Source organism: Pseudomonas asuensis (assembly GCF_014646755.1).
Lineage (GTDB): Bacteria > Pseudomonadota > Gammaproteobacteria > Pseudomonadales > Pseudomonadaceae > Chryseomonas > Chryseomonas asuensis.
The window spans coordinates 89,529-104,549 of sequence record NZ_BMNW01000008.1; the positions used below are offsets into that span (position 1 = coordinate 89,529).

A 15,021-nucleotide genomic window follows, 5' to 3' on the forward strand; every position below is an offset into this window, starting at 1 on the left:
AGGATCAGGATTCTTTTTGGTAAACGCCGTAAACCACGTGATAACTGGCCGGGAGCCCCTGAGGCTGGCGGAAACGTTCATAAGCTTCAGCCAATGCCCTCAGACGTGCACGGCCCGTCAGCCCGCCCGGTCGGCCGGAGTTCACGTTATGCGCCCCGAGCGCCTTGAGTTCATGGGTAAGGCTACGAATATCGGGAAAGTGCAGGACACGCGTTTCAGTTTCGAGGGCTGTGCATTTAAGCCCACTTGCCGCGCCGATCTGCTGGTAATCCTTGAGCTGACGAAAGCGGTTAACGTGCACAAAACCATCCACCGCCTGCCAGCTGTCCCGCAGTTCGTGTAATGTCCCAGCGCACAAACTGGTAAAGGCAAACAGACCTCCAGGGCGAAGAATACGGCGGGCTTCGGCCAATACAGCGGGTAGATCACTACACCACTGGATGGCAAGGCTCGTAAACAGGAGATCACAAATATCATTCTGGAGCGGCAGCCGCTCGGCATCGCCTACTACAAAATGCGCTGCCCCCCCTAGCGGACGCGCATAGCGCAGCATGCCTTCTGCTAGATCGATAGCCGTTCCATGTGCTTTGGGATAACGGGCGGCCAACGCCCGAGTGAAATAGCCTGTGCCACAGCCCAGATCAACCCAACGTTCCACAGGCTGTATGGGCAAGCGCGCCAGGAGCGCCTCGCCTACCTCGCGTTGCAAGCTGGCTACACCGTCGTAACTGGCGGCCGCCCGGGAAAACGAAGCCGCCACCTGCCGCTTATCAGGCAATGAGGCCTCCTCCGGGGACATTACAGGTAAAGCCTCAGCCATCACGGCCCTCATAAATGAAACGTTCGATAGCCGCTGCAATCTCGTCCGGGCGCTCCAGGGGCAGACCATGGCTGGCCGGCTCGAACACGTGAACTTCTATATCCATAATCTCATCGGTTAGAGCTTGTGCGGCCGATACGGGGACCAGTGCGTCATTGGATGCAAACAGATGAAGCTGCGGGCCAGTGTAGGCCTGAAGCGCCTCGCGAGTATCCAGTTGTGCCAGTAGCTCAAGTCCGGCTACGGCTACATCGCTGGCTGTCTGCGGCAACGCTACCTGTAGCAGACGCGCCAGTGTCTTGCGGTCTCGGGCCCCCTGGCTGACGAGATGCGTAAAGCGCTTGAGCGTGAGCTCCGCATCAAGTGTGCAGGCCTCGTAAAAATCAGTGAATACGCTGCGTGACATTGCGCTCTGCCAGCCATGACGGGCGACAAAGCAGGGATTGCTGGCCATGGTGATCAAACCCAGGATGCGATCACCCCGGCGGCGCGTGAGTTCGCTGGCAATCATTCCACCCAGGGACCAGCCACCCAGCCAGACGTTATCTGGCAGTCGTGCATCAAGATCATCGAACCAGGCGCTGGCATCGGCCAGGTCCGGTAGCGGTTCGATCAATACATCCAGATATGGTGCTATTTCGAGGAGCTCATCGCGCAGCGGCTCCAGGGAGGCCGTGCCCAGACCCCACCCGGGCAGCAGCACTAACGTGTCACGCATGTTCCGTTCCTTTCAATTCCGACCAAACTTCGGCAAGTGCGGCGAGCAGGCGATCAACGTGCTGCTCGCTGTGTGCGGCCGACAGAGTAACCCGCAAACGGGCGCTATTGTTCGGAACGGTAGGCGGACGGATCGCCGTGACGAGAATTCCATGGCGTTTCAGGGCAGCAGAAAAGGCCAGCGCCCGCTCGCTGCTACCTACCAGGATAGGTTGAATCGGGGTAAAGCTGTCCATTAGCGACAGGCCGATAACCTGCGCACCAGAGCGGAAACGCTGGATCAGCGCGGCCAAGTGCTCACGCCGCCAGGATTCGGCCTGAAGCAGCTCCAGTGCCTTCAGCGTCGCACAGGCCACTGCTGGCGGCTGGCTTGTTGTATAAATGTAAGGACGTGCGAACTGGATCAAGGTTTCGATCAGCTCGTGACTCCCTGCTACAAAAGCGCCAGCCGTCCCGAAAGCTTTACCCAGGGTGCCGACCAAGACCGGAACCTCATCCATACCCAGGCCGAAATACTCAGCTACCCCGCCACCCTGCTTGCCCAGCGGACCAAACCCATGAGCATCATCGACCATCAGCCAGGCACCCTTTTGGCGGGCTGCCTCAGCCAGGGCCGGCAGGTCGGCTACGTTGCCGTCCATGCTGAATACACCGTCCGTTACAACCAGTGTATTGCCTTCAGCCTTATCGAGTCGGCTGGCCAGGCTTGCCGGATCGTTATGCAGATAGCGCGAGAAACGCGCACCTGACAGCAGACCGGCATCCAGCAGCGAAGCATGGTTAAGCCGGTCCTCAAGCACCGTATCGCCACGCCCCACTAGCGCCGTCACTGCAGCCAGATTGGCCATGTATCCGGTGGAAAACAATAGCGCCCGAGGGCGGCCCGTGAAGGCAGCCAGCGCCTCTTCAAGGGCATGATGCGGCCCGCTATGACCGATCACCAGATGGGAGGCACCACCCCCTACCCCCCAGCGCTCGGCACCGTTTTGCAACGCCGCGATAACGTCAGGGTGGTTGGCGAGACCAAGGTAATCGTTGTTACAGAACGCCAGGAGCGGCTGCCCATCGACCACCACTTCAGGCCCCTGCGGGCCTTCCAACAGGGGCCGTTGGCGATAAAGAGCCTGCTCGCGGCGCTCAGCGAGACGTCTGTCCAGGTCGAACGGCATGATCAGGCAGAGGCTGCGTCGTAGAACAGCGCAGAGTTCTTCTGCTCGATCAGCGCCTGCTCAATGGCTGCCTGGTGGACTTCATCGTCATGCTCTTCGCGCTCTTCAGGCTTGATACCCAGACGCTTGAACAGGAGCATGTCCTTTTCAGCCTGCGGGTTGGTTGTGGTCAGTAGCTTTTCGCCGTAGAAAATGGAATTTGCACCGGCAAAGAAGGCCAGGGACTGCATCTGCTCGTTCATCTGCTCACGGCCGGCAGACAGGCGCACATGGGACTTGGGCATCATGATCCGGGCAACGGCAAGGGTGCGGATGAAGTCGAACGGATCGACGTCCTTCTCCTGCTCAAGCGGGGTGCCCTTCACCTTGACCAGCATGTTGATCGGTACGGACTCTGGATGCTCCGGCAGGTTAGCCAGCTGGATCAGCAGGCCAGCACGATCATCAACGGACTCACCCATACCCAGGATGCCACCGGAGCAGATCTTCATACCCGTATCACGCACATAAGACAGCGTCTCCAGACGGTCTGCATAGGTACGCGTGGTGATGATATTGCCGTAATACTCCGGCGAGGTATCCAGGTTGTGGTTGTAGTAATCCAGACCGGCTTCGGCCAGCGCCTGTGTCTGGTCACGGTCGAGCTTGCCCAACGTCATACAGGTTTCCAGGCCCAGGGCCTTTACGCCTTTGACCATTTGCAGCACATAGGGCATGTCCTTGGCGGACGGATGCTTCCACGCTGCGCCCATACAGAAACGAGTGGAGCCAATGGCCTTGGCCTCAGCCGCCGCCTTAAGCACCTTTTCCACCTCCATCAACTTTTCTTTTTCAAGACCTGTGTTGTAGTGGCCGGACTGCGGGCAGTACTTGCAGTCTTCCGGGCAGGCGCCGGTCTTGATGGAAAGCAGTGTGGAGACCTGAACACGGTTCGGGTCGAAATGCTGGCGATGGATAGTTTGTGCCTGGAACAGCAGATCGTTGAACGGCAGCTCAAACAGGGCACGGACATCGGCAAGGGTCCAGTCGTGACGCGTTACGGTAGCGCTCATGGCTCAATCCTTCGGTATGAAAAGACGGCTGCTTGGCAGCACATTAATAATTACCGTCAACTTTATTCCATACCAAGGTTTACATCTGATCAAAAAATAGACAATAGCCCTATTTATTTAAGGCTTTGTGAGTGGCACACCCCCTTTGGCAGTCAGGATGAACAATACGAATGTGTGAGCAAGATCGCCTGATTGAGCGAACCGCAGGCACGTAACGAACCCAACGGCATTTGCAGGTTCCAAGCGACAACATGAGGACAAGGAAAGAAACATGCGTACAGAAGGGTTTTTCGATTGGCTCGGCCAAGCCCTTGGCCAGGTTATCCGTTTTATCATCGACTTGTTTAGTACCGTACTTAACGGGATTGGCGATGCCGTCCATGACTTCCTGCAAGGCATGGCTCGCGCCATCGGCATGGATGATTCCTATATCAGCTTCGTGGTACTGATCGTCGGCCTGATTCTGCTCTACGCGGCCGTTCGTGCTTTCATGCGCCGCTCCATCATTGGCGGCATCATCTGGCTGGTACTGGGCCTGATGGTCATGAGTTGGCTCATTCGCTGATCGCTCCATATGCCTAGGAATGGCATGTCTGATCCAAAGCTGATTAATAAGGGCAAGGATGCCTATGAAACGCTTGAATACCCTGCTTGCTTACCGTCCTGTCTGGCTCAAACCTCACACGAACTGCGGATTCTGCGGAGCCGGTATAGAGTCCAGCCTGCCGTTATGCCTTGGCTGCGAGACCGACCTGCCCTGGCTCATGGGGCATTGCCTTCAATGTGCGATTCCTCTGCCTGATGAGGGACTGGTCTGCGGGGCATGCCTGAAAAAGCCTCCGTCTTTCGATCATGTCGTAGCACTCTGGCGATACGAATTCCCCATTGGCAGCGCCATTAATCGGTTCAAACATCAAAAGCAATGGCCGTTGGGGCGGCTGATGGCGGACCTGCAGGCTCGCCATTTAACGCATGCCTTTGACGAGGGATTACATCGACCTGACCTCCTGATCCCTGTCCCAATGGCACTGAAGCGCCAACGCGAACGTGGCTACAATCAGGCCGCCATGCTGGCGCGCTGGCTGGGAAAGTCACTCAAGCTTTCTGTCGCAGACGATGTCATCCAGCGGGTACTGGAAACTCCAGCGCAGCAAGGCCTGGATGCTGCCCAGCGCCACAAGAACCTGCGTAACGCTTTTGTCCTCACCACCGCCAAAACCGTACGCGGTCGCTCGATAGCGCTTATCGATGACGTGCTGACCACCGGCGCAACCGCCGAGGCGCTTGCCAGCCTGCTCAAGCGCGCAGGGGCATCGCGGGTCGACGTATACTGTCTGGCCCGTACGCCCAGACCAGGCGACTGACGCACTCATAGTCTTGCCATAGGCACGTATCGGCTCTTACACTCGTCTATCGCTATATACTTTTATATATTCCGCCCTATGCTCAGCCACCTGACTCACCACATGAACCGTCGCCCGCAGCGATTTGCACTGCTGGAGCAAATTGCTGTTCAAGGCTCTATTACCCGTGCTGCCAAGGCGGCCGGGCTCAGCTATAAAGCCGCGTGGGATGCCATCGATGAACTGAATAATCTTGCGGGCCACCCTCTTGTTGAGCGCAGTGTGGGCGGCAAAGGGGGTGGCGGTGCGCGCCTGACCCAGGAAGGTGCGCGCTTACTGGCCTTGTATCAGCGCCTCGAAGCACTTCGTGAAAAGGTAATCGAAAGCGCTGAGCAGGTTGAAGACCTGGAACGCCTGGAGCGATTGATGTTGCAAACCAGCGCGCGAAATCAGCTGCATGGTGAAGTTGTCATCGTCGAGCCCAAAGGGCATAACGACCTGATCGCAATCAGGCTGCCCGGCAACCTTCAGGTGCTGGCTCAAATCACTCATGAAAGCACCGAGCGGTTGGGCCTGAAACCAGGTCGCAGCGTTATCGTACTCATCAAGGCGTCGTGGTTGAGCCTGCATGAACGCTCTCCCGCCAACACGGCCAATGTACTTGAGGGCTGCGTTGATACTCTTACACCTGCCACTTCCGGGCCTGCTGAAGTCCGCTTGAGTTTGTCCAATGGGCAAACGCTCTGTGCACTGCTATCGGAAGAAGCCGAACTGTCTCCTGTCCCCGGCCAGACCTTATTCGTCTGCTTTGCACCTGATCAGGTTTTGCTGGGAGCGCCTCTGTGAAGAAGGAATCCTTAATGAGAAAACGGCTTTTAACTGTCGCAGCCCTGACCACGTTGTTCATAGGTGCCAGCGCTCAGGCGGCTGATCACCTGCGCATCGCTGTGGCAGCCAACCTGCTGCCCGTCATGCAGACTATCGCCGCGGATTACAAAAAAGAAACAGGTGCCAACGTAGAGCTGGCCGGTGGCTCCAGCGGTGCCTTTTTCGAGCAGATTCAACGCGGCGCACCGTTCGACGTGTTCTATTCTGCGGATGCCATTCGGCCAGATAAACTGGCAGATGCGGGTAAAGGCACCGAGAACCGGACCTATGCGTGCGGCCAGCTAGCGCTCTGGCAAACCAGCGGCAAGCCCGATATTCATAATTTGCCTCTTAAGCGTGTAGTGCTGGCAAATCCCGAGACGGCGCCCTATGGAGCCGCCGCCTTGCAGGCACTAGACCGCAGCGGCGTACTGGAGATCATCAAGCCGCGCATGGCTTATGGGCAAGACATCGGACAAACCTACAATTTCGTTAAAACAGGCAACTCACCTGCTGGTTTTGTAGCACTGAGCCAGGTCAAGGCCGGCAATGTGCCGGAAGCGCAATACGCCATTGTCGATGCCACACTGCATGATCCTCTGACGCAAAAGCGCATCATCTTAGCGAAAGGTGATCAGCTCGATGCAGCCAAGCGCTTCGTAGCATTCTTCGATAACCAGAAAAACACCTTGCATCAGGCAGGTTACTCTCTCCCAGGCGAGCCAGGCTGTGCTGCTCAGTGAAGGTGACTGGCAGGCCCTGGCCCTAACACTCAAGCTGGCTGTGCTGTCTACGGCCCTGCTTCTGCTGATCGGTCTGCCGCTGGCGGCTTGGCGAGTGCGTAAGCAGACCCGCCTGCGCCAGGTATTGGATGCAGTAATTGCGCTCCCCCTGGTGCTACCGCCAACTGTATTGGGCTTTTATCTGCTGGTCGTCTTTGCGCCGGATTCAGTGCTGGGTAGCGCCTGGGAAAAGGTGTTTGGTCATCCGCTTCCCTTCAGTTTTGCCGGGCTGGTCATGGGCTCTCTGGTCTATTCCCTGCCTTTTGTGGTGCAGCCACTCACCGTTGCTTTTCGTGAGCTAAACCCTCGGTTGTTCGAGGCTGCTGCAACCCTTGGGTGTGGCCGTATCGAGCGATTCATCCGGGTGACCCTTCCCTTGCTCAAACGGGGCCTTTTGGTCGCAGCAAGCCTTGCATTTGCGCATACCTTGGGCGAGTTCGGAGTGGTACTCATGCTAGGAGGCAGCATTCCCGGGCAGACACAGGTAGTGTCGATTGCGATCTTCCAGCATGTGGAAGCGTTGCAATATACCGAGGCCCATCGGCTCGCAGGCTTTCTGCTGGTGCTCTCTTTCCTGATTCTGCTGTTCGTATACGGCAACAGCGACAACAGGTCCTATTCAGCACTTCGCATAACCAGCCGTCGCTGAAGGCCACTAGTGACTTGGCAGTGGCCGATACGGTCACTCCCCAACCCAATATCAAGACATTTGTTACCAAATGTAACCTGCAACACCGCCGTCACAATGCCTCTCTACTTTCGCGTCGACCGTCCAACACAATCCCGAAACCTGTACACGAAGACGCGACGTGAGCCGGCAAGCCTGATCATTCTGATAAACAAGCTTGCGGGGTTCGTTGTACTCGCTCTCGCCTGAGGTTTTGCGCCCGCTACGCCTGTGAGGAGCACCTTGATGAGCCTGCAAAACGAACAACACATCAATAGCGATCTGCTTGATGACGACACCCCTACCGATCTGGAACGCATCGTCAATCTGAAGCGCCGTAGCTTTATTGGTGCCGGTGCCCTGTGTGGTGCCGCCTTCTTCCTGGGTGGAAACCTGCTGTCAGGTAATGCTCTGGCCAGTCAGGTATCCCAAGCGGCACGCGGTAATTCCGGACGGGCCGCACGTCCGTTATTGGGCTTTCAGAACGTACCTGCCTCGACGGCCGACCAAGTCGTGCTTCCAGCAGGTTATGAATTCCGCAACCTGATCAGCTGGGGCGAACCGCTGTTCTCCAACGTGCCGGACTTCAAGCATGACGGTACGAACACTTCGGAAGATCAGGAGCTGCAGTTCGGGGACAACAACGATGGCATGTGCTTCTTCCCGTTCTATAACAAATTCGGCCGTATTGATCCTGATCGCGCTCTGATCGCCATCAACAACGAATACACTAACTACGAATACCTGTTTTCCGATGGCCGTCAGCCATCTTCCCCGGATGATGTACGCAAGGCATTGGCTGCAGAAGGCGTCTCGGTGATCGAAGTCCGCCGTCGCGCGGGCCGTTGGGTCTTCAAGCGCGACTCCCGTTACAACCGTCGCGTGCATGGCAACGTGATGATGGACATCAAGGGTCCGGCTGCCGGCCATGACCTGTTGCGTACTTCGGTCGAGCTTAGCGGCAAGCGTGCCCGTGGCACGTTCCAGAACTGCTCAAGCGGCCAGACCCCCTGGGGCACGTACCTGACGTGCGAAGAAAACTTCAACGGCTGCTTTGGTAGCACCGACAAGAACATCAAGCTTAATGCGGCTCAGAAGCGTTATGGCCTGTCTGCCAACAGCGACAACAATTGGTATCCGCATAACGAGCGTTTTGATCTGGCTAAGCATCCTAACGAAGCTAACCACTTTGGCTGGATCGTAGAAATCGACCCGTTCAACCCAGATTCCACTCCAGTCAAGCGCACCGCCCTAGGCCGTTTCAAACACGAAAACGCTGCCGTAACCACGACCCAGGATGGCCGTGTTGTGGTGTACATGGGCGACGACGAACGTGGCGAGTTTATCTACAAGTTTGTCAGCGATCGCCGTTACAACCCGAACACGCCCCTGGCCAACCGTGACATTCTTGACCACGGTACGCTGTACGTTGCCAAGTTTGATGATGGCGACGGCGATGTGAATCACCCGAAAGGTCGCGGCCAGTGGATCGAGCTGACCTATGGCAAAAATGGCCTAACCAAGGCCAACGGCTTCAACAGCCAGGCCGAAGTGTTGATCCATGCCCGACTGGCTGGTTCACAGGTTGGCGCAACCCGTATGGACCGTCCGGAATGGATCGCGGTGAGCCCCATTAATGGACAGGTCTTCTGCACCCTGACCAACAACAGCAGGCGCGGCAGTGCCGACATGCCGGTCAACGGCCCGAACCCACGCGCCAATAACATCTACGGCCAGATCCTGCGTTGGGAAGAGCCAAACCCAGCAGCCCTGACCTTTGACTGGGACCTGTTCATCGTCGCGGGCAACCCGGCGGTGCACCCGGAAGATCCGTACGATGGTTCGGAAAACATCAACGCCGACAACATGTTCAACAGCCCGGACGGTCTTGGCTTCGATGAGGCTGGTCGCCTGTGGATCCAGACTGACGGCGACGACAGCAACAAGGGCGACTACGCAGGCATGGGCAACAACCAAATGCTGTGCGCCGACCCGAACACCGGTGAAATCCGCCGATTCCTGGTAGGGCCGGTCGGGTGTGAGGTCACGGGCCTGTCCTTCTCACCGGACTACAAGACGATGTTTGTCGGCTTCCAGCACCCCACTGGGGGCTTCCCGGACTACCTGCCCAATGGCCGTCCGCGCTCAACCGTCATTGCGATCACCCGCCGCGACGGTGGTGTTATCGGAGCGTAAACCGCCCGTAAGAAAAGCCGGCAGCCATTCTGCCGGCTTTTTTATGCTTGTCGGTTTGTGACCGCTAATACCTGGACTGACATGATCTGGTCATATAAGCGCGATAGCGTCGCGCCATCGCATACAAGGAGCCTGTTATGCATTCCGATACCCCTACCGATCTGGAACGGCTGGCCGGCTTGAGCCGCCGTCGCTTCATTGGCGCGGGCGCCTTGTGTGGCGCCGCACTCTTTCTTGGCGGCCAGCTCATTCCGCGCAGCGTATTGGCGCAGAGTGTGTCACAGGCCTCTGGCAGTACCTTACTGGGCTTTGAAAACCTTCCGATTTCTACAGCCGATACCGTGATCGTTCCACCGGGTTACCGGGCATCGGTGCTCATCAGCTGGGGAGAGCCATTGTTTTCTGATGTGCCTGCCTTCAAGCATGACGGCACTGGCACAGCAGACGCTCAAGAGCGTCAGTTCGGCGATAATAACGACGGCATGAGCTTTTTCCCGTTCCCGGACGACCCGGACCGGGCGCTCATGGCGATCAACAACGAGTACACCAACTACCGTTACTTGCTGGCGAATGGCAAGGTGCCCCAGTCCGCCGACGATGTGCATAAAGCACTTGCTGCTGAAGGGGTGTCGGTCATCGAAGTGCGCCGCGTTGACGGGCAATGGCGTTTCGTACGTGACTCTGAGTTCAACCGTCGTATCCATGGCAATGCGCCAATTCAGGTCAGCGGCCCGGCAGCAGGACATGCCCTGCTCAAGACCGAGGCCGACCCAAGCGGCACCCATGTACTGGGCACCTTCCAGAACTGTGCGAACGGCAAAACGCCATGGGGCACCTATCTGACCTGCGAAGAAAACTTTACGGACTGCTTTGGCAGTACCGACGCAGCTATCACATTCGACGCTGCACAGAAGCGTTATGGCGTGACCGTCGAGAGCAAGGGCAACGACTGGCATAAATACAACCCACGCTTTGATATGGCCAAGAACCCCAACGAGCTGAACCGGCATGGTTGGGTGGTAGAAATCGATCCGTTCGATCCCAAGGCTGAACCCATCAAGCGCACGGCCCTAGGCCGCTTCAAGCATGAGAACGCAGCCATTACACTGACTGGTGACAGCCGCGTAGTGGTGTACATGGGCGACGATGAGCGCGGTGAGTTCATCTACAAGTTCATTAGCCGTGACCGGTATGATGCCTCCAACCCTAAAGCCAATCGAGACCTGCTCGACCACGGCACGCTATACGTGGCGACGTTCGATGATGGCGACGGCAATCCCGATCATCCCAAAGGTCGCGGGCAATGGATTGAATTGACCCATGGTAAAAACGGCCTGACCGCTGAGAATGGTTTCAACAATCAGGCAGAAGTGCTCATCCACGCCCGTCTGGCAGGCACCAAGGTTGGCGCCACCCGTATGGACCGACCAGAATGGGTTGCCGTGAGCCCCAAAGATGGTCAGGTTTATTGCACCCTGACCAACAACAGCAAGCGTGGCGGCGAAGGCCAGCCGGTAGGCGGCCCGAACCCACGTGCCAATAATGTGTATGGCCAGATCCTGCGCTGGAGCGAACACAGCAAGGATGCTGCAGCCATGACCTTTGACTGGGATCTGTTTGTGATTGCCGGTAACCCAGAGGTACACAAGGGGACAGCCAACGGTGGCTCACACAATGTAAATGCACAAAACATGTTTAACAGCCCGGACGGCCTGGGCTTTGATGAGGCCGGCCGGCTGTGGATTCTCACGGACGGAGACTACAGCAACAAAGGTGACTTTGCGGGTATGGGCAATAACCAGATGCTGTGCGCCGATCCGAACACCGGTGAGATCCGCCGCTTCATGGTGGGCCCGGTCGGTTGCGAAGTCACTGGCATTACCTTCTCCCCTGACCAGCGCAGTTTGTTCGTCAACATCCAGCACCCTGGCGAAGAAGGCGGCTCGACCTTTCCCGAACATCTGCCCGACGGTCGGCCACGCTCCTCAGTTATGGTCATCACCCGTGATGATGGCGGGGTGATTGGCGCCTGACGATACGGCCGTAGAGCGTGGATATGGTCCTTGTGCCGTATCCGCGCCATCCGGTCTACCATCATCCAGCGCCCCTACCTGCCTGTTTTTCCCGCACCGTCAGGCACTCCACCGTCTGCGGTATCGCACCTTCGTCCCGTCCAGGCATCCAACCTGCTAGCATTCCGATTCAGAACCGGCATATGGCCGCTTCCAGATGCGTTGTAGGAGGATATCCATGTCACACCCGTTCGATACACTCAGCCCTGACGTGGTGATCGACGCCGTGGAAAGCCTCGGCTATCTCAGCGATGCGCGTATCTTGGCACTTAACAGTTATGAAAACCGGGTCTATCAAGTAGGCATTGAAGATGAACAGCCCCTGATAGCGAAGTTCTACCGTCCACAGCGTTGGACCGATGCCGCTATTCGCGAGGAACATACCTTTTCTTACGAGCTGGTCGAGCATGAAGTTCCTGTCGTTGCGCCACTAAAGCGGGACGGTGAAACCCTGTTCGAGCACGGCGGCTTTCGCTTTGCCTTGTTTCCCCGCCGTGGTGGCCGTGCACCTGAGCCGGGCAACCTTGAACAGCTCTACCGGCTGGGCCAGCTCCTCGGCCGACTACACGCGATTGGTGCCAGTCGCCCCTTCAAGCATCGCGAGACGCTTGACGTGCAAAGTTTTGGGCATGCCTCGCTGGATACCTTGCTGAGCGGCGGCTTTATCCCGAAAAGCCTGTTGCCTGCCTATGAGTCCGTAGCGCGTGATCTGATCAAAAAGCTGGATACGCTATTTAACTCGGTTAAGTACACCAATATCCGCGTGCATGGGGACTGCCATCCCGGCAACCTGCTCTACCGCGACGAGACCTTTCACATGGTCGACCTCGACGATTGCCGCATGGCGCCAGCGGTACAGGACCTGTGGATGATGCTGGCCGGCGATCGACAGGAGCGCCTGTCACAGCTTTCAGAATTAATGGATGGGTACCGGGAGTTTCACGACTTTGCACCGCGTGAGCTGGCCCTGATCGAAGGACTGCGCTCATTACGCCTCTTGCAGTACAGCGCATGGCTGGCACGTCGCTGGGACGATCCGGCCTTCCCGAAGAGCTTTTCCTTTTTCGGGACCGAGCGTTATTGGGGTGATCAAGTCTTGATGCTACGTGAGCAATTGTCGGCACTGGATGAGGAGCCGCTGCGGCTCTTCTGATCTGAAAAAACAAAGCCGCCTGGTTCTACTCAGGCGGCTTTGGCAATCAGGATCAATGACCGTTACGGGCTAATCCAATCAGCGTATCGGCGACATCCTTGGTCCGACGTGATGTGCTTGCTGTTGCGCTGCTGGAGCCTTCCAGCGCACCCAGCAATTCAGTCAGAGCATTAACATCCTGAGACTGCACTTCAACCTGCTGTGCTACCTGACGGATTTCCTCGGCCAGTTTGTCGATATCCGTACCGATCTCCCCGGCGTTCTGCTGGGTCTTTTCCGCCAGCTTGCGCACCTCATCCGCCACCACGGCAAATCCACGCCCCTGCTCGCCTGCACGGGCAGCCTCGATGGCAGCGTTGAGCGCTAGCAGGTTTGTCTGGCCGGCGATCTGCTGAATCATCTGCACGATGGACTGGATCTTCAGGCTCGACTGCGCCAGATCATTAGCACTACGCACCACATTGTCAGCCTGATTGGACAGGCTCTTGACGGTGCCACCTGCCTGATCGATCACGCCGCCCTGCTGATTGATAGTTGAGCTAAGGTCATCCATCGACACGTGCAGCTCACCGGCATAGTGATTCAACTGCTGGGCAATCTGTTCCTGATGCTGATCCGCTTGGTGCAGCACGACGCCCAGATCTTCAAGACCGCGGAAAACTGGTTTGATATGGTCATCCAGGCCGTTGCTGTCGATGTAGCTGGCAAAGTTCTTGCGCTTGAACTCATCGATCTGCTTGACCACCACCTGGCTCAAGCCCGCCAGTTTCTTGATCTGCCGACGCAAGAAGAAGGCCTTGAACTCGCCGTAATGTGCGGTGAAGTTATCGATGTATTCATCACGGAACGGCGCACCTTCCGGCGTCCGGAAAAAGAACACTGCCGTCAGCGTCTGGTTCAGGTTGAGGCCCAGGATTTCACCAAAGGTGGAGAATCCTACCACCGGGATATTATCGAACGCCTCGTTCATGCGGCCCAGATCATTGCCATTGTTCAGCCGACGCAGGATGCAATCATTGAGTAGCCCTCCTAACGGCTTACCGGACTTGCCTTGCAGGAAGCGCTGAAGGTCTTTGCGGGTGGCCTCAAGAATGGGCGTGCGCTTGACCATCACCAGCTCTTCGCCTGGTGCTACGTCACAAAAGAGGTGGATGCGCTCTTTGTCGTAGTCGATCTGTGCAATGGAGCGAACGAATAACTCTTCCCCTACCCGAATGGCAAACGAATAATTGGCCAGACGCTTTTCCAAATCCTTCGGCTCGCAATTCAGCGACTCGCACAGGGCTGCTACCATCGAGCGGATGTTGCCCTTGGAATCGATCACCTGACTGATGTAACGCTCTTCCAGTGAGGCGGTTAGCACACTCAGGCTAACTGTGGTTGGCTCAAAGTTCTGGCTCTTGAACACACCGAAACGGGCATTACGGGCGCACTTCAGAAACACAATTTGAACATGGTTTTCATAGCTGCGCTTGCCGTCGTGGATCAGTGTCTTCACAAAGTCGGTCTTGCCACCGGCAGAACCGCCTACGAACAGGCAGGGAAAACGGCCCGACTCGTAGAGGGCTTCCATAAAGAACGACTCGGACGCCGACAGGCCATCAAAGGTGACGTAGGCCAAGGTATCGCGATGGTCGATAGTCGTGTTTACACGCAGCCGCTTAATCGACTCGATCAGCTTGGCAATCCGCTGCTGCATGGACATACGAGGCCCGCGAGCGCGGATATCCTGACTTTCCAGGGGTACATAAACGGTTTCTGCCGAGGCGATGATGCTGGCATCAAACATCTGCAGCACAACGCGATCCCACTGGTTGCCCGTGGCGCAATAAAGCTGGTCGTTCTGGCTGCTCAGCTCGCCCGAGGTCGTACACAGGGTAATTACAGCACCAGGAAACCGCTCGGCTACCGCGCGGGCGACCTTGTCCAGGTCGACATGGGGTGAAACAAAGCCTGCGATATAGGTTGGTTCGAACCGAAGGGTTTTCAGGTGGTTTTGTAACTGCCCGGAAGTGCTCAGTACGCTTATCACCCCCCCGGACTGGGTGGCGGCAGGCTTAAGCCGGGAAAACAAGTTCATCATGAAAGTTACCTGATAAAAGAGAATGCCAGACGTGCGCCCACCCGCAGCGTTGAAAACAGCACTGCCCAGGATAATGGGCCGCCATCCTCAGCAGCACGTA

Annotated in this window: 13 protein-coding genes; 8 read left to right on the top strand and 5 right to left on the bottom strand. The window is 57.1% G+C overall.

The window, feature by feature from the left end; all coding sequences use genetic code 11:
- Positions 1–4 precede the first annotated feature (4 nt).
- From bioC to bioB, 4 genes are read right to left on the bottom strand one after another with little or no spacing between them, the layout of a single operon-like run.
- Positions 5–820: a malonyl-ACP O-methyltransferase BioC gene (bioC, locus tag IEX86_RS17155; RefSeq protein WP_188867365.1), complete on the bottom strand. Its 816-nt coding sequence runs from the start codon at positions 818–820 to the stop codon at positions 5–7.
- The gene (locus IEX86_RS17160) at positions 813–1,538 is read right to left on the bottom strand and encodes an alpha/beta fold hydrolase (RefSeq protein WP_188867366.1); all 726 of its coding nucleotides are present in this window, start codon (positions 1,536–1,538) and stop codon (positions 813–815) included. The genes bioC and IEX86_RS17160 overlap by 8 nt, the downstream gene beginning before the upstream one ends.
- The gene (bioF, locus tag IEX86_RS17165; RefSeq protein WP_188867367.1) at positions 1,531–2,706 is read right to left on the bottom strand and encodes an 8-amino-7-oxononanoate synthase; all 1,176 of its coding nucleotides are present in this window, start codon (positions 2,704–2,706) and stop codon (positions 1,531–1,533) included. The genes IEX86_RS17160 and bioF overlap by 8 nt, the downstream gene beginning before the upstream one ends.
- A 2-nt stretch (positions 2,707–2,708) precedes the next feature.
- Positions 2,709–3,758 carry a biotin synthase BioB gene (gene bioB, locus IEX86_RS17170; RefSeq protein WP_188867368.1) on the bottom strand — a complete coding sequence of 350 codons (1,050 nt, stop codon included), beginning with the start codon at positions 3,756–3,758 and terminating at the stop codon, positions 2,709–2,711.
- A 271-nt stretch (positions 3,759–4,029) separates the two neighbouring features.
- Here bioB and IEX86_RS17175 point away from each other — a divergent pair, with 271 nt between their 5' ends.
- The 8 genes from IEX86_RS17175 (at position 4,030) to IEX86_RS17210 (ending at position 12,838) form a co-directional block, all read left to right on the top strand.
- Positions 4,030–4,323 carry a hypothetical protein gene (locus IEX86_RS17175; RefSeq protein ID WP_010796033.1) on the top strand — a complete coding sequence of 98 codons (294 nt, stop codon included), beginning with the start codon at positions 4,030–4,032 and terminating at the stop codon, positions 4,321–4,323.
- Between the two features lie 64 nt (positions 4,324–4,387).
- Complete coding sequence (locus tag IEX86_RS17180; RefSeq protein ID WP_188867369.1) at positions 4,388–5,122, top strand: ComFC family protein; 735 nt, start codon at positions 4,388–4,390, stop codon at positions 5,120–5,122.
- 102 nt (positions 5,123–5,224) lie between these two features.
- Positions 5,225–5,947, top strand: coding sequence for a TOBE domain-containing protein (locus tag IEX86_RS17185; RefSeq protein ID WP_188867370.1), 723 nt, complete (start codon positions 5,225–5,227; stop codon positions 5,945–5,947).
- Between the two features lie 14 nt (positions 5,948–5,961).
- Positions 5,962–6,711 carry a molybdate ABC transporter substrate-binding protein gene (gene modA / locus IEX86_RS17190; protein ID WP_188867371.1) on the top strand — a complete coding sequence of 250 codons (750 nt, stop codon included), beginning with the start codon at positions 5,962–5,964 and terminating at the stop codon, positions 6,709–6,711.
- Positions 6,698–7,399 (top strand): molybdate ABC transporter permease subunit, encoded by a 702-nt coding sequence (gene modB, locus IEX86_RS17195; protein WP_188867372.1) that lies wholly within the window; start codon positions 6,698–6,700, stop codon positions 7,397–7,399. The genes modA and modB overlap by 14 nt, the downstream gene beginning before the upstream one ends.
- A 264-nt stretch (positions 7,400–7,663) precedes the next feature.
- Positions 7,664–9,613 (top strand): PhoX family protein, encoded by a 1,950-nt coding sequence (locus IEX86_RS17200; RefSeq protein ID WP_188867373.1) that lies wholly within the window; start codon positions 7,664–7,666, stop codon positions 9,611–9,613.
- Between the two features lie 137 nt (positions 9,614–9,750).
- Positions 9,751–11,646 (top strand): PhoX family protein, encoded by a 1,896-nt coding sequence (locus tag IEX86_RS17205; RefSeq protein ID WP_188867374.1) that lies wholly within the window; start codon positions 9,751–9,753, stop codon positions 11,644–11,646.
- Positions 11,647–11,863: 217 nt separating this feature from the next.
- Positions 11,864–12,838: a serine/threonine protein kinase gene (locus IEX86_RS17210; RefSeq protein ID WP_188867375.1), complete on the top strand. Its 975-nt coding sequence runs from the start codon at positions 11,864–11,866 to the stop codon at positions 12,836–12,838.
- Positions 12,839–12,890: 52 nt separating this feature from the next.
- Here the strand turns inward: IEX86_RS17210 and IEX86_RS25510 are convergent, their stop codons facing one another.
- Positions 12,891–14,918 carry a methyl-accepting chemotaxis protein gene (locus IEX86_RS25510; protein WP_188867548.1) on the bottom strand — a complete coding sequence of 676 codons (2,028 nt, stop codon included), beginning with the start codon at positions 14,916–14,918 and terminating at the stop codon, positions 12,891–12,893.
- Positions 14,919–15,021 lie beyond the last annotated feature (103 nt).